Here is a 19,190-nt window from a genome sequence, read left to right on the forward strand (position 1 = left end):
GCGTCACCCATGGAGATCACCCATGTCCGAAATCACGCACGACAAGAACGGGCGCCAGCTCACCTGGGTCGTCGCGCTCTCCGCGCTGGCCCTGATGTTCGACGGCTACGACCTCGTGGTCTACGGCACGGTGCTGCCGACCCTCATGGCAGACCCCTCCCAGATCGGGCAGCTCTCCGCGGGCCAGGCAGGGACGCTGGGCAGCTACGCCCTCGTCGGCGTGCTCGTCGGGGCGCTGAGCGCCGGCGCGGTCAGCGACCGGATCGGCCGCCGCAAGGTCGTGCTCGCCAGCATCACCTGGTTCTCGCTCGGGATGGCCGCGACCGCGTTCGCCCAGTCGATCGCCGTCTTCGGCATGCTCCGGTTCCTCACCGGCATCGGGCTGGGCGCGATCCTGGCGACCGTCGGCGCCCTGGTCGCCGAGTTCGCGCCGCCGGAGCGGAAGAACCGGCTCAACGCGATCGTCTACAGCGGCATCCCGGCCGGTGGCGTGACCGCCTCCGTGATGGCGCTCATCATCGACCCGAGCGGCTCTCACTGGCGGATCCTGATGGCGATCGGCGCCGCTCCGTTGGTGCTCCTGCTGCCCTTCGCCGTCGCCAAGCTGCCCGAGTCGCAGCTGTGGCTCGACTCCCGTGGCCGGGTCGCGTCGACCGGCACCGCCCAGGAGGCGGTCGGCTTCAGCGCCCTGGCCCGCCGCCCGCTCGCGTTCCCGACGCTGGTGCTCGGGCTGATGAGCTTCTCCGGCCTGCTGCTGACCTACGGCCTGAACACCTGGCTGCCGAAGATCATGGAGGACAACGGCTACGGCAAGGCGTACGCGCTCACCTTCCTGCTGGTGCTCAACGGCGGCGCCATCCTCGGTGGCCTCCTCGCCTCCTACGTCGCCGACCGGACCGGGGCCAAGAAGGTGGTCTCGACGACCTTCGTGCTCGCCGGCCTGATGCTGTTGCTGCTGCCCCTCGGGCTGCCGCTCGCCATCCTGTTCCCGGCCGTCGCGATCGCCGGTGTCGGCACCATCGGTACGCAGGTGCTCATCTACGGGCTCGTCGCCAACTTCTACCCGACCCGGGCCCGCGGCGCGGGTGTGGCGTGGTGTGCCGGGTTCGGCCGGCTCGGCGGGATCGTCGGACCGATCATCGGCGGGGCACTGGTCGCCGCCGGGGTCGGCGGCACCACCGCCTTCCAGATCTTCGCGGGCGTCGCCGTGCTCGGTGCCGTGGTCACCGTGGCCGTGCCGCGGTCCCCGGAGGAGACCGTCGTGAGCGTCACGCTCGACGACGGCGTACCGGCGTGAAGGGGGCCTAGGGTGTGACCGTGCTCATCGAGAGAGCTGGGTGTGTCGGTCGCGAGGAGGAGCTCGTCGAGCTCACCTCGCGGCTGGCCCTCACCCGCGCCTCTGGCTCCGCAGCCGTCCTCGTCCTCGGTGACCCGGGGCTGGGGAAGACCGCGCTCCTGCGCGGCCTGGCCGACCGGGTCGCGACGCCGGCGCTGAAGGCGCGTGCGAGCGCCTGGGAGCAGGACGCCCCCGGTGCCGTGCTCCGTCAGCTGCTCGGCGAGGCGACGTATCGAGCGTGTCGAGAGGACCCGCAGCCCGATCCGGCCGCCGCGGCCGACGCCTTGGTCGCGCGGGCCGCCGGGGCGGGGGAGGAGCCTGGTCTGATCCTGGTCGACGACGCCGACCTCGCCGACACGCTCTCGCTGCAGGCGATCGCCTCCGCGCTCCACCGGCACCGCGACGCGCCGGTGCTGGTGGTGCTGGCGGCCACGCGCAGCACCTCGTTCCTCGGCGAGATCGCCGCCGAGACCGTACGCATCGAGGGCCTCGACGCGGCCGCGGTCGGTGAGCTCGCCTCGCTGCGCGGACGGGTCCTGCACCCGTCGATGGCCGAGGTCCTCACCCGCCACACGGCGGGCAGCCCGCGTGACGCGGTCGCCCTGCTCGACGAGCTGCCGCCGACCCGTTGGGCGCGGCCCGACACCCAGCTGCCCGCCCCGGTCCACGTCCGCGAGGAGGTCCAGCTCGCGCTCGCCGGATGCGCTCCGGAGGACCGGGCGCTGGCCGAGGCCCTCGCCGTCCTCGGGGACGACGCGTCCCTGGGGCAGGCCGCCGCCCTGGCCGGCCTGGCGGATCCGCTCTCCGCGGTCGACGCCCTGGCGGCGGCCGGGCTCGTCGAGATCATCCGCGACCACCACCCCCGATGGCGTACGCCGCTGGTCGGTGTCGCCGTGCTGGCGACGATGGGCGCTCGCCGGGCCGCCGACGCGCACCAGCGCGCCGCCGCGATCGTCGACGACGAGGTCCGCCGGGCCCGGCACCTCGTGGCGGCGACCCCGCTGCCCGACCCGGAGCTCGCCGACGAGGTCGCCCGGCTGGCGCAGCGCCGTGGCGACGAGGGCGCCTGGGCGGAGGCCGCCGCCCTCTACCGCGACGCGAGCCGGCTCACCGAGGACCCGGTGCGACGCGACGACCGGCTGATCCGCTCGGTCGACGCCCTGGTCGCGGCGGGCGACGGCATGGGCGCCGCGGCGCTGGTTCCCATCGTCGAGAGCCTGCGCGAGACGCCGCTGCGCGACGCGGTGCTCGCCTATCTGGCGATCCTGCGTGGTCGGGCCACCGAGGCCGAGGTGCGGCTCAAGCGCGCCTGGGACATCGTCAACGCCGACCGGGAGCCGGAGACCGCCGCGCTGATCGCCACCCGGCACGTCCTGCACTCGCTGGCGCTGTGCCGCGGTGACGAGCTGGTCACCTGGGCCGACCGGGCGATCTCGCTGGCGGGCCGCGACTCGGCCGCCGGGGTCGAGGCGGCGGCGATCCGCGGGCTCGGGCTGGCGATGGCCGGCCGGTTCGAGGAGGCCCACGAGGCCTACGCCCTGGCCGCGCGCCGCGTCGGGCACAGCGCCCAGACCCAGCGGGTCACCATGGGCCGCGGCTGGCTCGATGTGCTCGCCGACGAGCCCGACGAGGCCCGCAGCCGCCTGGAGGGGGTCACCGACCCGCGGGTCCTCGGCGGCTCGACCCGGATCTCGATGTGGGCCCTGGCCTGGCTGGCGCGCGTGCAGTTCCTGACCGGCGAGGGCGAGGCCGCCCTGCAGACGGTCGCGGCCGGCCGAGCGCTCGCCGCCGAGTCCGGCATCGCCCTGGTCACCCCGCTGCTGGAGTGGACCGCCACCGAGACCCACCTGCTGCGCGGCAGCTGGGAGGACGCTGCTCGCACCGCCCGTGCCGCCGAGGTCGGGGCGCAGGGCTACGAGATCATGCGCGTCCCCGCACTCCTCGCCCGCGCTCACATCGCCGAGGCGCGCAGCGACTTCCGTGCCGTCCTGCGCATCCTCGAGCCGCTCACCCAGGCCCCCGCCGGCAGCGCGCTGGCCGAGCCGGCCATCTGGCCCTGGGCCGAGACGTACGCCGCCGCGCTGATCGCGGAGGGCCGGCTGGACGAGGCCGACGAGTTCCTCCGCCCGCACGAGACCCGCGCCCGTGAGGAGCAGCACCGCTCCGCCCAGGCCAGGCTGGCCACCGCCCGGGGCCGCTGGCACGGCGCCCGCGGCGATCTCGACGGGGTCCGCGACACCTTCGACCGCGCGCTCGAGCTGCTCGACGGACTGCCGCTGCGCTACGACCGTGCCCGGGTCACCTTCGCATACGGCCAGGCGCTGCGTCGCGCCGGCCGCCGCCGCGACGCCGAGGCGCTGCTCTCCTCCGCGCGCGACCTGTGGGACGGGCTCGGAGCGTCGACGTACGTCGACGCGGCCCAGCGCGAGCTGCGCGCCGGGGGAGTGCGCGCCCCGCGCGGGCAGCGCGGTCCGGTGGATCTGACCCCGCAGGAGGAGACCGTCGCGGAGATGGTCGCCTCGGGCCTCTCCAACCGTGAGGTCGCCGCGCAGCTGTTCGTCTCGCCCAAGACCGTGCAGTACCACCTGACCCGCATCTACGCGAAGCTCGGCGTCCGCAGCCGGACCGAGCTCGCGGCGATGGCGGCCGAGCCGACGGAGGAACCATGAGCACCCTCGTCCGAGAGCCCCGGACCGAGCTGCGGCGAGACCTGGGCCGTCACGAGCTGGTCAACGGCTTCATCGGGTTCCTGTTCTCCTGCACCGGGCCGGTCGCGGTCATCCTCGCCGTCGGCCAGGGTGCCGGCCTCTCCGCCGGAGTGGTCGCCTCCTGGGTGAGCGCGGTCTTCTGCCTCAACGGGGTGCTGACGATCATCGCCTCGCGCTGGACCCGGCAGCCGCTCGTCTACTTCTGGACGATCCCCGGCACCGTGGTCGTGGGCCAGGCGATGGCGGCCGGCACCTCCTGGCCGGAGACGGTGGGCGGCTTCGTCATGGCGGCGCTGCTCCTGGTCGCGCTCGCCCTGACCCGGCAGGTCGACCGCGTCATGCACCTGCTGCCGATGCCGATCGTGATGGCGATGGTGGCCGGTGTCTTCCTCCGCTTCGGCACCGACCTGGTCCTCGCCGTCGACCGCGACCTGGCGGTCGCCGGGCCGATGGTGGCCGCCTTCGTCGCGATCAGCGCGGCCCCACGCCTGGCGCGCTGGCTCCCTCCGGTGCTGGTGGCGCTGGCGGTCGGCGCGGTCGCGGTGAGCCTCGCCGGCCGACCGGCCGTCGAGCTCTCCGGCCGCTGGGTGATCGACCCCGTCTGGACCGCGCCGGTCTTCACCGTGCCCGCTTTCATCGAGCTCACGATCCCGCTGCTGATCACCGTCCTGATCGTCCAGAACGGCCAGGGCATGGCGGTCCTGCGAGCGGCCGGCCACGACCCGCGGATGAACCAGGTGACCGGCTGGTGCGGCGTGACCTCGCTGGTCGCGGCCCCGTTCGGCGGCGTGTCCACCTGCCTGGCCGGGCCGACCAACGCGCTGGTCACCGCCTCGGGCGAGCCACGACGGCACTATGCCGCGGCGATCTGGTGCGGTGTGCTCGCGATCGGGTTCGGCCTCCTCGCCCCCGGCATGGTGCGGGTCATCACCACCATGCCCGAGGCGTACGTCGCGGTGCTGGGCGGCCTCGCGATGCTCAAGCCGCTCCAGGGCGCGTTCCAGACCGCCTTCGGCGGACCCCACGTCACCGGCGCGCTGGTCACCTTCCTGGTGACCGTCGCCGACATCACCGTCCTCAACATCGGCTCGGCCTTCTGGGGGCTCGTGGTCGGTGTCGCGGTCAGCATCCTGCTCGAGCGCAACGGCAAGGAGAAGCCATGACCACAGAGACCACCTACCCCGACGCGACGATGCGCTACGGCGCCACCGGCCGGCAGGTCGCCGACGTCTTCGAGCCGGCGGAGCCGACCGACTCGCTCGTCCTCCTGCTCCACGGTGGGATGTGGCGCGACTCCGACCGGATGCGCACCTGGCCGGCCGGGCGGGCGCTGGCCGAGGCCGGTCATCTGACCGCGACGGTGGAGTACCGCCACGGACCCGGCCAGTGGCGGCAGGCCTTCGAGGACGTCGAGACCGCGATCGAGTCGATCCAGCTCAGCGGCCGGGAGTGGACCGTCCACAACGACGCACCCCGCCGGATCACCCTGGTCGGACACTCCTCCGGCGGCCAGCTCGCGCTCTGGGCGGCCTCGCGCCCGGACACCGTGGTCACCGGGGTCCTCGCCCTGGCCCCCGCAGCCGCGCTGGCCGCGATGAGCCAGGAAGGTCTCGGGCACGGGGCGGTCGAGGAGTTCCTCGGCGGCACCCCGGCCGAGGTCCCGGAGGCGTACGCCGCCGCCGACCCGGTCGGCCTCGCTCCTCGGGTCCCCGTGCGGGTCCTGCACGGCGCCGCCGACACCGTCGTCCCGCTCGCGATCTCCGAGCGCTACGCGGCAGCACACCCCGGCGTACGCCTGGAGGTGGTCGACGGCGCCGACCACGCCGCCTGGGGCGACCCGGCCTCGTCGGCCTGGCCGCACCTGCTCACCGCGGTCAGCGAGGGATGAGGGTCGAGGCGAGCCCGAGCAGCGCGCAGACCCCCAGGGTGCGCAGGGTGCTCCACCGGCGCCAGAAGACGAGCGCGATCGCTACCGCGGTGATCGCGAACGCGACCGGGTCCCACGAGGACAGGACCGGCAGGTCGAGGTCGACCGGCCCCCACGTCACGGTGCGGGAGCGGTCGAACAGCGTGTGCAGCGCGAAGAACAGCGCCAGGTTGGCGATCACGCCGACCACCGCCGCGGTGATCCCGGTGAGCGCCGCGGTGAGGTGGTGGTTGCTGCGGAGCCGCTCGACGTAGGGCGCGCCGAGGAAGATGAACAGGAAGCAGGGGACGAAGGTCACCCACGTCACCAGCAGCGACGCGATCACGGCGGCCACCCACGGGTCGAGGTTTCCCGGGTTGCGGTAGGCACCCACGAAGGCGACGAACTGCACGACCATGATCAACGGTCCCGGGGTGGTCTCGGCGAGCGCGAGACCGCGGACCATCTCGCCGGCCTTCAGCCAGCCGAAGACGTTGACCGCCTGGTGGGCGACGTAGGAGAGCACCGCGTACGCGCCACCGAAGGTGACCACGGCGGCGCCCGAGAAGAACAGGCCCTGGTCCACGAACACGCTGTCCCGGCTGAACACGATCGCCGCCAGCGCCACCGGGGCGAACCAGAGCACCAGGCCGAGGACGAGGATCTTCAGGCCGCGAACCTTCGAGGGTGCGTCGTGGTGCAGGGCGTCGTCGCTGATCAGCGGCGCCGGGCCGTCCTCCGCGCCTCCGTGGCCCTTGCTCCGGGTGAAGGCGGGGACCCGTGTGCCGACCAGCCAGCCGAGCAGGCCGGCTAGGACGATCACGATCGGGAACGGCACCTTGAAGACCGTCAGCGCCAGGAACGAGGCGACCGCCATCGCCACCAGGACCGGATGGTGCAGGGCTCGTCCGCCCACCCGCTGCACGGCCTGGATCACGATCGCGATGACCGCCGGAGCGAGACCGGCGAACAGCCCGGTCACGAGCGCGGTGGATCCGGCGCCGACGTACAGCGCCGAGAGGGCGAGGAGCGCGACGACGCCGGGAAGCACGAACAGGATGCCGGCGATGAGTCCGCCGAGGGTGCCGTTGAGCAGCCAGCCGACGTAGACGGCCAGCTGCTGGGCCTCGGGGCCGGGCAGCAGCATGCAGTAGTTCAGCGCGTGCAGGAAGCGCTGCTGGCCGATCCAGCGCTTCTCGTCCACCAGCTTGTGTTGCATGACCGCGATCTGGCCGGCAGGTCCGCCGAAGGTCTGCAGGGAGATCGCGAACCACGCTCGTGTCGCCTCCCGCAGCGGGATCACGTCGCGGGTGCCGGTCTTCTCGGGCGTCATGGGGTGTCCGTTCCGGTGAGCAGGGTCCGTCGTAGATAGGTGTGGACGGCGTCGAAGATGGGCGCCGTCAGCTCGAGGACGGCGTCGTCGTCGTGGACCATCGACAGCGCCCGGAGGATCACGTCGAAGCCGGGTGCCTCAGGAGCGTCGTACGCCTCGTCCTCGAGATCCGCCTCGTGGACGATCGCCGCGATCCGCCACAGCACCGGGTCGTCGAGGTCGTAGCGGCGCAGGATGGTCTCGAACGTGCAGTCGACGCCGTGGTGGCCCAGGTCGACGCCGCGCATGTCGAACGGCGTCGCGTCCGCCGGTACGTCGTCGGGATCGCTGACGAAGACGAACTCCGCATCCGGGTCGACGTCTCGACGGATCAGCCAGGCGCATGCGGCCCGGTCGATGTGGACACCCGCACGGGTCGCCCATCTCATCGGGCCACCTCCGGTTCGGTGAGGGCCGGGGCGGGGTCGTCCTGGAGCGTGGCGGCCAGCGCTGCGAGCGCCTGGCGGGCCTGCTCCCGCGCGGGTGGGCGGAAGTAGTCACGGCGCCGGACGCGGGTGTTCTCGGCGCGCAGCCGCCGCAGCGCCCTGACGCGATCGCCCTCGTCCGCGTCCATCGCTCCGGCGGCGTCGTCGATGATGACCTGGTACTCCTCGGCGCGGGCGGCGTTCATGGTCTGGGCGAGCTCGCGCTCCTGCGCTCTGGTGGTCGGCCGAGCCAGCCATACGCCCGCCCGGCCGCCCGCGGCGACCGTGTGGTCGGCCGCCCACTCCAGCTGCTCCCGCGTCCGCGCGTCCGCAGGAAGGGCGACCAGTCCGTCAGCCAGCTGGACCACGCCGAGCCGCTTCAGCTTGCGCCATAGGGCCAGCCGGGGCGCCGAAGGGTCACGCGGGAGCGCGTAGGTGAGGAATGCCCACTCGCCGGGTTCGCTGGGCTGTGCCATAGGAACACTGTAACCACGGTTACAGGACTGACGAGATCGGGGCCGTCGCTCAGTGCTGCGCGATGACGACGTCGTCGGCTCGGTCGCCGGCTTCGGGATAGAGAGCCAGGATCAGGAGTACGCCGAGGACCAGGCCGACGAGCTGCGCGAGGACGAACGGCGCGACCGAGCCCGGTGCGATGCCCGCGAAGGTGTCGGAGAAGATCCGGCCGACGGTGACGGCCGGGTTGGCGAACGAGGTGGAGCTGGTGAACCAGTAGGCGGCACCGATGTAGCCGCCGACCGCGGGTGCTGCGAGGGCGCCGCGGTCGGTGCGTACCAGCGCGAAGATCAGTGCGACCAGGCCGGCCGTGGCGACGACCTCGGCCACGAGGTGGCCGCTGCCGGCACGCTCCTTGGTCGAGATCGCCTGGTCGACGTCGAACATGAGGTTGGCGAGCACCGCACCCCCGACCGCGCCGAGGATCTGGGCGACCGAGTAGGCCCCGACCTCGGCGAGCGCGAGCCCGTGGCCCGACCGGCGGCCGAGGAACCAGTCGGCGAGCGAGACGACCGGGTTGAAGTGCGCCCCCGAGACCGGACCGAACATCAGGATCAGCGCGGCCAGCCCGAACACCGTCGCCATCGAGTTCTCCAGGAGCTGCAGGCCGGTGTCGGTGGGCGAGAGCTGCTGCGCGGCGATGCCGGAGCCGACGACCACGGCGACGAGCAGGCCGGTGCCGAGGAGCTCGGCCAGCAGGCGGCGGGGGAGAGAGGGGTGCACGTCGGAATTGTTGACGTGGCACGATTACTCAGTCAATATTGAGTCAATGGAGGTTGAAAGACAGGCCGGGTTGGAACGTCGGGCCAAGGTTCATGCGGCGCTCGGCGATCCGGTGCGGCTGCGCATCGTCGACAGCCTCCAGAGAAGTGATGCCTCCCCCACAGAGCTCGCCGGGATGCTGAACGTCCCGTCGAACTTGTTTGCCCACCACGTCCAGGCGCTGGTGAGCGCAGGCGTCGTGTCCCGTCACCATTCCGAGGGCGACCGGAGGCGTACGTACCTGCACCTCGAGCAGGACACGCTCGAGAGCCTGGGCACCGCGTCCCCCGTGGCGGTGCCCAGGCGTGTCCTGTTCGTCTGCACGGGCAACTCGGCGCGGTCCCATCTGGCCGCCGCGCTGTGGCGCCAGGTCAGCGCGATCCCCGCCGCATCGGCCGGCACCCATCCGGCCGACCGCATCAACCCGGGCACGGTCGACGCCGCCGCCCGTCATCACCTGGACCTCCCGATCGTCGAGCCCGTCCGGATGGACGAGGTGCTCGATCCCGGGGATCTGGTGATCACCGTGTGCGACCGTGCCCACGAGACGCCGAAGGTCCCCGGCGAGCTGCACTGGTCGATCCCCGACCCCGTGGACAAAGGCCCCGAGGCCTTCGATGCCGCCTACCTCGAGCTCGAGCGCCGGGTCCGGGCCCTCGCTTCCTGCTTCGACTCCTGAACCCTGCCTTCCCCCACCACCCCCACCCGCAGGAGTAGCTTCGTTGAACGCTGATCGATCCGCGGCCGAGCACCAGCCGGCCGTCCTCTTCCTCTGTATCGAGAACGCCGGCCGCTCCCAGATGGCACTCGGCTTCTTCCAGCACCACGCCGGCGACCAGGCCATCGGCTGGTCCGGCGGCTCGGCGCCGGCCGCGGCGATCAACCCCGTCGCCATCGAGGTCATGGCCGAGCTCGGGATCGACATCTCCGGCGAGTACCCCAAGCCGTGGACCGACGAGGTCGTACGCAGCGCCGACGTCGTCATCACCATGGGCTGCGGCGACTCCTGCCCGTTCTACCCGGGCAAGCGCTACGAGGACTGGAAGGTCACCGACCCGAAGGGCGGCGACATCGAGCACGTACGCGGCATCCGCGACGAGATCGAGCAGCGGGTGCTCGGCCTGCTCGGTGAGCTCGGCGTGACCCCGGCAGGCTCGGTCACGAGAGAGTGATGGGCGCCCGCCCGATCGTGAACAGCTCCTCGCTCGGAGCCGCCGGCCCGCAGCAGCCGCCGCTCGTCGTGCTGTCCGGATCGTCGAAGACGCCGGCGCCGCCGCAGACCCCGGTGTCGGGGAGCTCCAGCTCCACCCGGGCGGCGGCGTCGTGGTCGCCGGCGAGCTCGGCCACCACGCTTCGTACCTGCTCGTAGCCGGTCATCGCCAGGAACGTCGGCGCGCGCCCGTAGGACTTCATCCCCACCAGATAGAGGTCGGGCTCGGGCTGGGCGAGGTCCTTGGCGCCGGTCGCGCTGACCGAGCCGCAGGAGTGGATGTTGGGGTCGATCTGGACCGCGATGTTGCGCGGCGCCTCCAGGGTCGGGTCGAGGTCGAGTCGCATCTCGCTCAGGAAGCCGAGATCGGGGCGGTAGCCGGTCAGCACCACCACCCGGTCGGCCTCGATCACGCGGCCGTCCTCGGCGATGACCGTGGCACCGTCGCCCCGCCCTGTGATCTGCTCGGTGCGGAACCCGGTCACCAGCTCGACCGATCCGTCCTGGACCGCCTTCTTCGCGCGTACGCCGAGGGCGCCCCGCTCCGGGAGCTCGTCGGCCTCGCCGCCGCCGAAGGTGTTCGTCGACACGGCGCGGCGGATCGCCCACGTGATCCTCGTTCCCGGGTGGTCCCGGGCGATCGCGGTGAGCTCGTTGACGGCGTTGAACGCGGAGTCGCCCGCGCCGATCACGACCGTGTGCCGGCCGGCGTACGCCTCGGGGTGGGCGCGGTCCGGAACGGCGTAGCCGAGCGTGCCCGCGGCGTGCGAGGCCCGCTCCCCGAGGGCCGGGAGCCCGTCGGCGCCGGCCGGGTTGGGCCGGCGCCAGGTGCCGGAGGCGTCGATGACGGCCCGTGCCTCGAGGCGCGCCTCGGCGCCGTCGGCGCCGGTCACGTGGAGGACGAACGGCTGCTCGGCGCGGTCGGCGTCGACCAGTCGGTCACGGCCCTTGCGTGAGACGCCGGTGACCGTGGTGCGGTAGCGGACGTGGTCGCCGAGGAGGGCGGCCAGCGGGACGAGATAGCGCTCGCGCCACTGCGCGCCGGTGGGGTAGCCCTGGTCGGGCGCAGCCCAGCCGGTCGGCTCGAGGAGCCGGGCGGCGGCCTTGTCGACGAGCTCGGGCCAGGCCGAGAAGAGGCGTACGTGACCCCACTCGGCGACGGCCGCGGCGGGTTCGCTCCCGTGCTCGAGCACGAGCGGGGTGAGACCGCGCTCGAGGAGATGGGCGGCGGCAGCGAGACCCTGGGGTCCGGCGCCGATGACAGCAACGGGCAGGTCGGTCATGATGCTCCTCAGATTCAAGAACGTCGATATGTCGGCGACCTTAGGTCACGTATCGACGTTCGTCAATATCATTTGGTAGACTCGTTGTCATGACTGTTCTCCCCGTGCTTCCGTCCGCCGCCGGCGCGTGCTGCTCGCCGGTGACCGCGGGCGTTCTCGACGACGATCAGGCCGAGGCGCTGGCGCGGACGTTCAAGGCGCTCGGCGACCCGAGCCGGGTCAAGCTGCTCTCGATCATCGCGGCGGCCGAGGGCCAGGAGGCATGCGTCTGCGACCTCACCGAGCCGGTCGGACTGTCCCAGCCGACGGTCTCTCACCACATGAAGCTGCTCGTCGAGGCCGGGTTGGTCGCTCGTGAGCAGCGCGGCCGGTGGGCCTACTTCTCCATCGTGCCCGGTGCCCTCGACTCGCTCGCGGGCGCGCTGGCCTCGCCCGCGAGCTGATCGCCGGCGTCAGACGGTGGTGTAGCCGCCGTCGATCTTCCAGTACGCACCGGTGACGAACGAGGCGTCCTCGGAGAGCAGGAAGCGGACGACGGTGGCGATCTCCTCGGGGCGTCCGAGGCGGCCCAGCGGGTGCTTGGCGACCAGGGCCTCGTGGGCGCCCTCGATGGCGGAGACGGCCTGGACGGCCGGGGTCTCGATGTAGCCGGGGCCGACCGCGTTGATCCGCAGTCCGGCCGGGCCGTACTCGGCGGCGGCGTTCTTGGTGAGGCCGATGACCCCGTGCTTCGCGGCGGTGTAGGCCGGGTTGCCGAGGGCGGCGACCTCGCCGTGGATGGAGGCCATGTTCACGATCGCGGACTCGCCGGCGCCGGTCTTGAGCAGCTCGGGGATCTGGTAGCGCAGGCCGTACGCGACGCCGGAGAGGTCGATGCCGATGACGCGGTCCCAGTCGCTGGGCACCAGCTCGCCGACCGGTGCCGGAGGCTCGCCGATCCCGGCGTTGTTGACCGCGTAGTTGAGCTTCCCGTAGGTCTCGACGGCGAAGGCGACCGAGCGCTCCGCGTCCTCGACCTTCGAGGTGTCGGACTGCAGCGGAGTCGCCTCGCCGCCCGCGGCCCTGATCTCGTCGGCGACCCGGGTCGCACCCTCGAGGTTGATGTCGGCGACCACGACCTTGGTGCCCAGTCCGGCGAGCTCCTTCGAGATCGCCTCCCCGAGCCCGCTACCGCCGCCGGTGACCAGTGCGACCTTGTTCTCGAACGTCATTGCTCTCTCCTCGCTCATGTCCGGGCCGGGGTCCGGGCGTCATGTGATCCAACATTCAAGTAACGCTGGCGAGGGGTGATCCGCTTCCGGATGTATAGGTGATCTATGCCTCTCCGGGGTGGTCGCGGGTTGCCGCGGCGATGACCTCCAGCAGCCGGCGATGGAGGTCCATGAGGTCGTCGACGCTCATGTCGAGGCGCTCGACGATCGCGGGCGGGATCTTCTCGGCATCGTCGCGCAGGGCGCGACCGCGGTCGGTGAGCACGACGGCGAGCGAGCGCTCGTCGAGCTTGTTGCGCTCGCGCCGGACGTAGTCCTGGGCCTCGAGGCGCTTGAGCAGCGGGGAGAGGGTGCCGGGGTCGAGCTGGACCTTCCGGGCGAGCTCGGAGACGCGGAGCGACTCCTCCTCCCACAGGGCCAGCATGACCAGGTACTGCGGGTGGGTGAGGCCCAGCGGCTCGAGCAGCGGGCGATAGAGGGCGATGACGCTGCGGGCGGCGACGGCCAGGCCGAAGCAGACTTGTTGATCGAGCGCCAGCGGGTTCTCGATCTCCGCGGGCGGGTCCTTCTTCGTCGGCATGTCAGTTAGCGTACCAATAGTTTGTGCACAAACAGTTCGCCTGGTAGACATGGTGTCGTGAACGAGCAACCGCGACGACCACGACACCTGATGGATCCGGACAACCCGATCCGGCCCGTGAACGACAAGTCGCTCACCCATGTGAAGCAGTGGGTCGCCTCCGTTCTCGTCGTCTTCACCGTCGCCCACCTGGTGGTGGGGCTGATCATCGGAGCGGTGGCGATCGACCCGGTCTACCAGAGCTCGCGAGTCGGGCTGTGCATCATCGCGGCCGGCTTCGGCGTGCTGGGTCTGGCCGGAGGTTTCCTCATCCACCGGCGCAGCCCGTTCACGCCGTGGCTGATCCTCGGCGTCCTGCCCTCGGCGATCGGGCTCTGGCTCGTGCTGCGCTGAGACGGCGCCCCCAGGGGGAGAGGGGCGCCGTCCGATCAGCGGGAGACCGGGTCAGAACAGGTCCGGCACGGTCCAGCCGTCGAGGTCGTACTCGGAGAGGAACTCGTCGGCCAGGCCCTTCATCGCGTCCGCGCCGCCGCGGTTCTGAGCGGCGAAGAGGAGCTCGGCCTTCACGTTCTCGTGGTTGCCGGAGTAGTTGCGCTCGTAGAGCTCGTGACGGCCGCCGAACTCGGAGCCGATCGAGTCCCACAGCGCCTTCATGACCTTGACCCGGTCGACGGCGGTGATGCCGTTGGAGCCACGGACGTACTTGTCCAGGTACGGCCGCACCTCCGGGCTCTTGAAGTCGGCAGCGCCCGAGGGCAGGTAGATCAGTCCGGAGGCGACGTCCTGCTCGATGATCTCCTTGACCCGCGGGTAGCCATGGATCATGAACATCCGGTACGTCAGGCCGTACTCGAGCTTCGGGATGACCGCGTCGCCGACCCACGGCTCGGGGTCCCGCGCCATCGACTCGGTCAGCGACCAGAACAGGTTGCGCCAGCCGATGACCTCACCCACGCGCGTCTGGACGCCGCGGAAGCCGCCGGAGCCGGTGGCGTCGAGCGCCTTCATCAGCAGGCCGGCGATGAAGTCGAGCTTGACCGCCAGGCGCGTGCAGCCCTGGAAGGTGAACCGCGGCAGGAAGCCCGACTGTGGGAAGAACGAGTTGATCCGGTCGACGTCGCCGTACATGAAGACGTTCTCCCAGGGCACCAGCACCTTGTCGAAGATGAAGATGGTGTCGTTCTCGTCCATCCGGCTGGAGAGCGGGTAGTCGAACGGCTCGCCGTTCTTGGCCGCCTGCTCGGTGTAGGAGGAGCGGCAGATCAGCTTGATGCCGGGGGCATCCATCGGGACGGTGCAGATCAGCGCGAACTGCTTCTTGCGGATCGGCAGGCCGTAGTGGGCGATGAAGTTGTAGTTGGTGATCGCGCTGCCGGTCGCCACGACCTTCGCGCCGGAGACGATCAGGCCGGCGTCGGTCTCCTTCTCGACCTTCATATAGACGTCGCCGACCTCGTCGGGAGGCAGCTGGCGGTCGACCGGCGGGTTGATGATCGCGTGGTTCCAGTAGAGGACCTTCTCCTGGGACTCGCGATACCAGCGCTCGGCGTTGTCCTGGAACGGGGCGTACAGCTCCTTGTTGGCGTGCAGGGTGCCGAGGAAGCTGGCCTTGTAGTCGGGGGAGCGGCCCATCCAGCCGTACGTCATCCGGGACCAGCGCGCGATGGCGTCGCGCTCCTTGAGCAGGTCGGCCGAGGACGTCGGCGTCTTGAAGAACGGCATCGTGACGCCGCCGTTGCCGGTGTCGGTCGGCACGGTGAGCTCGTCGACGTGGGGGCCGGTGTGCAGCGCGTCGTAGAGGCGCGCGGTCATCCGGACCGGGTTGCGGAACGCCGGGTGCGTGGTCACGTCCTTGACCCGCTCGCCGTGCAGGTAGATCTCGCGGCCGTCGCGCAGGCTCTCGATGTACTCGTCCCCGGTCATCGGGCGGGAGGCGAAGTTGGTCTGCTGGTTGGCGGGCGAGCCGGCGGCCGGGTTGACGGTCGGCGGGCCGTCGGACTGGGACTCCTGGGCGAGGGTGTCGGTCATGGTTCTCTCCTTGGTCGGATCAGTAGTGGGTGGATCGTGGGATGGCGGGAGCCTCGAAGGCGGTGAACGACGCGGTCGCGTCGAACCAGCCGGTGCTGGGGTCGTCCTGGCAGCCGAGCCAGACCACTTCCGAGGACGGGTTGCCGATGTGGTGGAACGCGCTGTCGTGGAAGAGCAGCGGCTTGCGGTCGGTGGTGATCACCTCGACGACCTCGCCGAGGAACAGCAGGTGGTCCCCGCCGTCGTCGGTACGCCACGGCCGGCACACCAGCGTCGCGGCCGTCCCGCCGAGGCGCGGGGCCGTCGCGCCCTCGCGCCAGGGGAGCGGGTCGCTGCCGGGGCGCCCGGCGAAGTGCATGGCGACATCGCTCTGGTCGGCGGCCAGGACATTGACCGCGAAGGCGGAGCCCTCGAGGTAGGCGGCCGCCTTGGACGTACGCGTCAGGGCGACCTGTACCAGCGGCGGGTCGAGCGAGATCGGGGTGAAGGCCGTGACCGTGGCGCCGTGGTGGGCGCCGTCTGGGGTCCGGCAGGTGATCACGGTGACACCGGTCGCGAAGCGGCCGAAGGTCGACCGCAGGGTGCGTGGGTCCATGGAGCTCCTCCTTCTCGGGGCCGCAGGGTGTGTGGCGGCGGTCACGTCGGAGGACGACGCTAGATCCGGATCACGAGAGCGGCGATCCGCTGGGCGAACGGGCTATCCGGATTGCGCACCGGGTTTCAGGACGTTCTCGGCCACGACTGGATGCGCTGTTACTGTGAAGGACGTCACTAGGGGGTGGCAGATGAGCGTGACCGGCACACTCACCGCATCGTCGTCCGGATCGTCCGGCGACATGGAGACCTTCTCCGGCGAGGTCTCCCGGGCCTACTTCCCGCATGCCCTGACCTTGCGGGGCCGTTCGGCCCGCCCCGCGGAGCTGCGCGCGGTCGACCTCGGTCCGGTCCGGCTGACCCGCATCGGCTGGGGCGCCGAGGTGTCGGTGGAGTCCGACCACCCGGGGGCCTGGGCGGTCAACGTCCCGCGCAGCGGCGTCCTCGAGGCCAATGTCGGTGGTGCCCACGTGCTCTCCCTCGACGGTCAGGCGACCGTGTGTCCTCCTGACCGGCCGACCAAGATGACGCGGTGGTCGGCCGACTGCTCGATCGTCGGGATGCGGGTCGAGCGGGACTACCTGGTCGAGGAGGTCGCCGCCCTCGTCGGTCTCCACACCGACCGGCTGCCCGCCCAGCTCGACCTGCGCGCCGACGGTGCTCGCGCCTGGATCGGCCTGCTGGGCTCGCTCGGCACCGAGGCCATGCGCAACCCGGCTCTGGTCGGTGACGAGCGGGTGCGTCGCCGGCTGGCGGGCACGCTGACCGCGGCCTTCGTCGCGGCCTGCTTCCCCGAGGAGCCCGCCGTCGGCTCCGTCCAGCCCCGCATCGTCTCCCGCGTCGTGGAGGCCATGGAGGCCGACCCGGCCAGGGAGTGGACCGTCTCCGACCTGGCCCGCGAGGCCGACGTCGGCATCCGCCGGCTCCAGCAGGGCTTCCAGCGCTACCTCGGCCGCACCCCGACCCAGCGGCTCCAGGAGATCCGCCTCGAACGCGTACACGCCGACCTCATCGCCAGCCGTGGCGACACCGTCGCCGAGGTCGCCTATCGCTGGGGTTTCACCCACCTCGGCCGCTTCGCCGCCGCCTACCGCCAGACGTACGGCGTCACCCCCTCGCAGACCCTTCGCTGCCGCTGACCCTCCGGATGCCGAGTCGGCTCGTCTTGACCGAGATCCGTGCCGAGTCGGCTCGTTATGACGCGCCGACTCGGCTGGTCGGCTGGTCGGCTAGTCGGCGCTGAGGTTCGCCAGGATGGCGAGCGCGCGGGTGAGCAGCGGGCTCTCGTCGCCGGCGCGGGTGGCGGCGACGAGCTCGACGCCGGGGGTGCCGGCGAGAGGGACGTAGACGACGCCGGGGACGGCGAGGGCGGAGGTCGGCTCCGGGACGATGGCGACCCCGAGGCCGGCGGCCACGAAGGTGACCAGGGTGGAGGTCTCGGCGACCTCGTGGGTGATGTGGGTGCTGATCCCGGCCTCCTCGAAGAGGTGCTGGATCATCGCGTTCATCGCCGAGCGGCCGCTGCCGGCGTGGATGACGAGGCCCTCGCCGTCGAGCTCGGGGACACGTACGCGGCGACGGGCGGCGAACCGGTGGTCCTTCGGCATCGCCACGAGGAGATCCTCCTGGCGCAGGTGGGTGATCGCGAGGCCGGGGCCGGGGGAGGGGGTCGTGGGGAGGGGACGGAGCAGGCCGAGGTCGAGGGTGCCGTCGGCGAGCGCCGCGGCCTGGTCCGGTGAGAGCATCTCGCCGCGGAACCCGAACTCCACCTCCGGCAGCTCGGCCCGCAGGGTGCGGGCGAGCTCGGGGAGCAAGGAGTAGGTGGCCGACCCGACGCACCCGATCAGCAGCCGCCCACGCCGCCCCGAGGCGATGCTGGCGGCCTCGTGGGCCGCGGCATCCACGGCACCGAGGATCTCCCGCGCCCGTTCCAGGTACGCCGCCCCCGCCGGGGTCAGGTCGACCCGTCGCGTCGTCCTGGTGAGCAGGGTCAGCCCGAGCTCGGCCTCGAGCTGGCGGATCTGCTGCGACAGCGGCGGCTGTGCCATGTGGAGCCGCTGCGCCGCCCGCCCGAAGTGACGCTCCTCGGCGACCGCGACGAAGTAGCGAAGATGGCGCAGCTCCATGCACTCATACTCGCAGAGTCTCAGTCCGCCCGTGACCACCCCGCCGAGGCGTCAGGTAAGTCGGCCGAGGCGTCAGGTACGTCGGGCGAGGCGTCAGGTAGGTCGGGCGAGGCGTCGCTTACGTCGGGGGGGGGGGGGGGGGGGGGGCCCCCGCCCCCCCCCGGGGGGGGGGGGGCCCCCCGGGGGGGGGGGGGGGGGGGCGGGGGGGCGGCGGGGGGGGGGGCGCCCCCCCCCCCCCCCCCCCCCCGCGGGGGTTGACGTCTCGCCCGACGGGGTTGACGTCTCGCCCGACCGGGGTGACGCCTCGGCTCAGGTGGGGAGCGAGTCGCCCTGGACGGCCTGGATGTCCAGCTCCACCTTGAGCGTGGTGCCGATGGCGGCGATGCCGGTGGCGATGGCCTGGTTGTAGTTCATCGCGAAGTCGTCGCGGCGCAGCTGGGCGGTGGCGCGGAAGGCGGCGCGGGTGCCGCCCCAGGCGTCAGGGCCGGTGCCGAGGTAGGCGACGTCTAGGTCGACGGGGCGGGTCTGGCCGTGCATGGAGAGCTCGCCGTGGACGGTCCAGCGGTCCGGGCCGGCCGGGGTGAGGCAGGTGGAGCGGTAGGCGATCTCGGGGAACGCCTCGACGTCGAGAAAGTCACCGCTGCGCAGGTGGTCGTCGCGCATGCGGTTGCCGGTGTCGATCGAGGCGGCACGGATGACGGCCTCGACGCGGGACTTCTCCAGATGGTCCGGGGCGATCTCGACGACCCCGGCGAAGTCGGTGAACCGGCCGCGCACGCTGGAGATGCCCAGGTGCTGCGCGACGGCGCCGACGGTGGAGTGGGCCGGGTCGATCGTCCACGGGCCAGGGGCGGGGAGCGAGGTGTCTCCTTGACGGGTCAGCGTGACGGTGCCGAGCGCAGCCGTCCCCGAGGCCGTGACGATCGCGGTCGCCGCGGTGGGGGACCAGCCGATCGCGGTGATGATCGCGACGTACGGCCCGGGGGCGAGGACGGTGTCGTCGGTGACGACACCGTCCTCGTCGGCCTCGGCGCGCAGCACCTGACCGCCGGCCGTGTCGGTGAGGGTGACGACCGCGTGCGCCACGGCCCAGCCGTCGCGGGTGCGGATCTGTGCGGTCAGTGCCATCGCGG

At 72.0% G+C, this 19,190-nt stretch carries 20 protein-coding genes; 9 read left to right on the forward strand and 11 right to left on the reverse strand.

Annotated features, from left to right (window positions below; all coding sequences use genetic code 11):
* Window positions 1-22: 22 nt before the first annotated feature.
* The 4 genes from ACZ6WN_RS20950 to ACZ6WN_RS20965 are packed head-to-tail and all read left to right on the forward strand — an operon-like array spanning window position 23 to window position 5,932.
* Window positions 23-1,297 (forward strand): MFS transporter, encoded by a 1,275-nt coding sequence (locus tag ACZ6WN_RS20950; protein ID WP_465867283.1) that lies wholly within the window; start codon window positions 23-25, stop codon window positions 1,295-1,297.
* A gap of 20 nt (window positions 1,298-1,317) precedes the next feature.
* A complete protein-coding gene (locus ACZ6WN_RS20955) occupies window positions 1,318-4,005 on the forward strand; it encodes a helix-turn-helix transcriptional regulator (protein ID WP_465867285.1) in 2,688 nt (895 codons plus the stop codon).
* Window positions 4,002-5,207, forward strand: a complete 1,206-nt coding sequence (locus ACZ6WN_RS20960) for a benzoate/H(+) symporter BenE family transporter (RefSeq protein ID WP_465867287.1) — start codon at window positions 4,002-4,004, stop codon at window positions 5,205-5,207. The genes ACZ6WN_RS20955 and ACZ6WN_RS20960 overlap by 4 nt, the downstream gene beginning before the upstream one ends.
* Complete coding sequence (locus ACZ6WN_RS20965; RefSeq protein ID WP_465867289.1) at window positions 5,204-5,932, forward strand: alpha/beta hydrolase family protein; 729 nt, start codon at window positions 5,204-5,206, stop codon at window positions 5,930-5,932. The genes ACZ6WN_RS20960 and ACZ6WN_RS20965 overlap by 4 nt, the downstream gene beginning before the upstream one ends.
* On the opposite strand, the gene chrA is transcribed toward ACZ6WN_RS20965, so the two are convergent.
* Genes chrA through ACZ6WN_RS20985 form a run of 4 tightly spaced genes read right to left on the reverse strand, consistent with a single transcriptional unit; the run spans window position 5,919 to window position 8,986 of the window.
* Window positions 5,919-7,283 (reverse strand): chromate efflux transporter, encoded by a 1,365-nt coding sequence (gene chrA, locus ACZ6WN_RS20970; protein WP_465867291.1) that lies wholly within the window; start codon window positions 7,281-7,283, stop codon window positions 5,919-5,921. The genes ACZ6WN_RS20965 and chrA overlap by 14 nt on opposite strands.
* Window positions 7,280-7,711 (reverse strand): chromate resistance protein ChrB domain-containing protein, encoded by a 432-nt coding sequence (locus tag ACZ6WN_RS20975; RefSeq protein WP_465867293.1) that lies wholly within the window; start codon window positions 7,709-7,711, stop codon window positions 7,280-7,282. The genes chrA and ACZ6WN_RS20975 overlap by 4 nt, the downstream gene beginning before the upstream one ends.
* Window positions 7,708-8,223 (reverse strand): Chromate resistance protein ChrB, encoded by a 516-nt coding sequence (locus tag ACZ6WN_RS20980; protein ID WP_465867295.1) that lies wholly within the window; start codon window positions 8,221-8,223, stop codon window positions 7,708-7,710. Before ACZ6WN_RS20980 ends, ACZ6WN_RS20975 begins: the two co-directional genes overlap by 4 nt.
* Window positions 8,224-8,272: 49 nt before the next feature.
* Complete coding sequence (locus tag ACZ6WN_RS20985) at window positions 8,273-8,986, reverse strand: aquaporin (protein WP_465867297.1); 714 nt, start codon at window positions 8,984-8,986, stop codon at window positions 8,273-8,275.
* Between the two features lie 46 nt (window positions 8,987-9,032).
* Between ACZ6WN_RS20985 and ACZ6WN_RS20990 the strand changes: the two genes are divergently transcribed.
* Window positions 9,033-9,704, forward strand: a complete 672-nt coding sequence (locus ACZ6WN_RS20990; RefSeq protein WP_465867298.1) for an arsenate reductase/protein-tyrosine-phosphatase family protein — start codon at window positions 9,033-9,035, stop codon at window positions 9,702-9,704.
* 43 nt (window positions 9,705-9,747) lie between these two features.
* Window positions 9,748-10,197 carry an arsenate reductase ArsC gene (locus ACZ6WN_RS20995; protein WP_465867300.1) on the forward strand — a complete coding sequence of 150 codons (450 nt, stop codon included), beginning with the start codon at window positions 9,748-9,750 and terminating at the stop codon, window positions 10,195-10,197.
* On the opposite strand, the gene ACZ6WN_RS21000 is transcribed toward ACZ6WN_RS20995, so the two are convergent.
* Window positions 10,184-11,518: an NAD(P)-binding domain-containing protein gene (locus tag ACZ6WN_RS21000; protein WP_465867301.1), complete on the reverse strand. Its 1,335-nt coding sequence runs from the start codon at window positions 11,516-11,518 to the stop codon at window positions 10,184-10,186. The two genes, ACZ6WN_RS20995 and ACZ6WN_RS21000, sit on opposite strands and share 14 nt — an antisense overlap.
* An 89-nt stretch (window positions 11,519-11,607) precedes the next feature.
* Between ACZ6WN_RS21000 and ACZ6WN_RS21005 the strand changes: the two genes are divergently transcribed.
* On the forward strand, window positions 11,608-11,961 hold the full coding sequence (locus tag ACZ6WN_RS21005) for an ArsR/SmtB family transcription factor (RefSeq protein ID WP_465867303.1): 354 nt from the start codon (window positions 11,608-11,610) through the stop codon (window positions 11,959-11,961).
* Between the two features lie 9 nt (window positions 11,962-11,970).
* Here the strand turns inward: ACZ6WN_RS21005 and ACZ6WN_RS21010 are convergent, their stop codons facing one another.
* Entirely contained in the window at window positions 11,971-12,729 is a 759-nt protein-coding gene (locus tag ACZ6WN_RS21010; RefSeq protein ID WP_465867305.1) for an SDR family NAD(P)-dependent oxidoreductase, read from the reverse strand.
* A gap of 103 nt (window positions 12,730-12,832) precedes the next feature.
* Complete coding sequence (locus ACZ6WN_RS21015) at window positions 12,833-13,309, reverse strand: MarR family winged helix-turn-helix transcriptional regulator (protein WP_465867307.1); 477 nt, start codon at window positions 13,307-13,309, stop codon at window positions 12,833-12,835.
* Window positions 13,310-13,366: 57 nt separating this feature from the next.
* On the opposite strand from ACZ6WN_RS21015, the gene ACZ6WN_RS21020 reads away from it, so the two are divergent.
* On the forward strand, window positions 13,367-13,702 hold the full coding sequence (locus ACZ6WN_RS21020; protein WP_465867309.1) for a hypothetical protein: 336 nt from the start codon (window positions 13,367-13,369) through the stop codon (window positions 13,700-13,702).
* Between the two features lie 51 nt (window positions 13,703-13,753).
* Here the strand turns inward: ACZ6WN_RS21020 and ACZ6WN_RS21025 are convergent, their stop codons facing one another.
* Both ACZ6WN_RS21025 and ACZ6WN_RS21030 read right to left on the reverse strand, forming a co-directional pair.
* Window positions 13,754-15,337, reverse strand: coding sequence for a 4-hydroxyphenylacetate 3-hydroxylase family protein (locus ACZ6WN_RS21025; protein ID WP_465867310.1), 1,584 nt, complete (start codon window positions 15,335-15,337; stop codon window positions 13,754-13,756).
* A 19-nt stretch (window positions 15,338-15,356) separates the two neighbouring features.
* A complete protein-coding gene (locus tag ACZ6WN_RS21030) occupies window positions 15,357-15,932 on the reverse strand; it encodes a flavin reductase family protein (RefSeq protein WP_465867311.1) in 576 nt (191 codons plus the stop codon).
* Between the two features lie 190 nt (window positions 15,933-16,122).
* Between ACZ6WN_RS21030 and ACZ6WN_RS21035 the strand changes: the two genes are divergently transcribed.
* Window positions 16,123-17,070 carry an AraC family transcriptional regulator gene (locus ACZ6WN_RS21035; protein ID WP_465867312.1) on the forward strand — a complete coding sequence of 316 codons (948 nt, stop codon included), beginning with the start codon at window positions 16,123-16,125 and terminating at the stop codon, window positions 17,068-17,070.
* A gap of 90 nt (window positions 17,071-17,160) precedes the next feature.
* Here ACZ6WN_RS21035 and ACZ6WN_RS21040 read toward each other — a convergent pair whose 3' ends face one another.
* Together ACZ6WN_RS21040 and ACZ6WN_RS21045 are read right to left on the reverse strand one after the other, a co-directional pair.
* Complete coding sequence (locus tag ACZ6WN_RS21040) at window positions 17,161-18,057, reverse strand: LysR family transcriptional regulator (RefSeq protein WP_465867313.1); 897 nt, start codon at window positions 18,055-18,057, stop codon at window positions 17,161-17,163.
* A gap of 309 nt (window positions 18,058-18,366) precedes the next feature.
* Window positions 18,367-19,185, reverse strand: a complete 819-nt coding sequence (locus ACZ6WN_RS21045) for a YceI family protein (protein WP_465867315.1) — start codon at window positions 19,183-19,185, stop codon at window positions 18,367-18,369.
* Window positions 19,186-19,190 lie beyond the last annotated feature (5 nt).

It is taken from the genome of Nocardioides sp. NPDC054178 (assembly GCF_055585005.1).

Excerpts from the sequence above, each read along its gene's own strand:
- ACZ6WN_RS20950 (WP_465867283.1), top strand. The coding sequence starts at position 23 with ATGTCCGAAATCACGCACGACAAGAACGGGCGCCAGCTCACCTGGGTC.
- ACZ6WN_RS20960 (WP_465867287.1), top strand. The coding sequence starts at position 4,002 with ATGAGCACCCTCGTCCGAGAGCCCCGGACCGAGCTGCGGCGAGACCTG.
- ACZ6WN_RS20965 (WP_465867289.1), top strand. The coding sequence starts at position 5,204 with ATGACCACAGAGACCACCTACCCCGACGCGACGATGCGCTACGGCGCC.
- chrA (WP_465867291.1), bottom strand. The coding sequence starts at position 7,283 with ATGACGCCCGAGAAGACCGGCACCCGCGACGTGATCCCGCTGCGGGAG.
- ACZ6WN_RS20975 (WP_465867293.1), bottom strand. The coding sequence starts at position 7,711 with ATGAGATGGGCGACCCGTGCGGGTGTCCACATCGACCGGGCCGCATGC.
- ACZ6WN_RS20980 (WP_465867295.1), bottom strand. The coding sequence starts at position 8,223 with ATGGCACAGCCCAGCGAACCCGGCGAGTGGGCATTCCTCACCTACGCG.
- ACZ6WN_RS20990 (WP_465867298.1), top strand. The coding sequence starts at position 9,033 with ATGGAGGTTGAAAGACAGGCCGGGTTGGAACGTCGGGCCAAGGTTCAT.
- ACZ6WN_RS21000 (WP_465867301.1), bottom strand. The coding sequence starts at position 11,518 with ATGACCGACCTGCCCGTTGCTGTCATCGGCGCCGGACCCCAGGGTCTC.
- ACZ6WN_RS21005 (WP_465867303.1), top strand. The coding sequence starts at position 11,608 with ATGACTGTTCTCCCCGTGCTTCCGTCCGCCGCCGGCGCGTGCTGCTCG.
- ACZ6WN_RS21010 (WP_465867305.1), bottom strand. The coding sequence starts at position 12,729 with ATGACGTTCGAGAACAAGGTCGCACTGGTCACCGGCGGCGGTAGCGGG.
- ACZ6WN_RS21015 (WP_465867307.1), bottom strand. The coding sequence starts at position 13,309 with ATGCCGACGAAGAAGGACCCGCCCGCGGAGATCGAGAACCCGCTGGCG.
- ACZ6WN_RS21025 (WP_465867310.1), bottom strand. The coding sequence starts at position 15,337 with ATGACCGACACCCTCGCCCAGGAGTCCCAGTCCGACGGCCCGCCGACC.
- ACZ6WN_RS21030 (WP_465867311.1), bottom strand. The coding sequence starts at position 15,932 with ATGGACCCACGCACCCTGCGGTCGACCTTCGGCCGCTTCGCGACCGGT.
- ACZ6WN_RS21035 (WP_465867312.1), top strand. The coding sequence starts at position 16,123 with ATGAGCGTGACCGGCACACTCACCGCATCGTCGTCCGGATCGTCCGGC.
- ACZ6WN_RS21040 (WP_465867313.1), bottom strand. The coding sequence starts at position 18,057 with ATGGAGCTGCGCCATCTTCGCTACTTCGTCGCGGTCGCCGAGGAGCGT.
- ACZ6WN_RS21045 (WP_465867315.1), bottom strand. The coding sequence starts at position 19,185 with ATGGCACTGACCGCACAGATCCGCACCCGCGACGGCTGGGCCGTGGCG.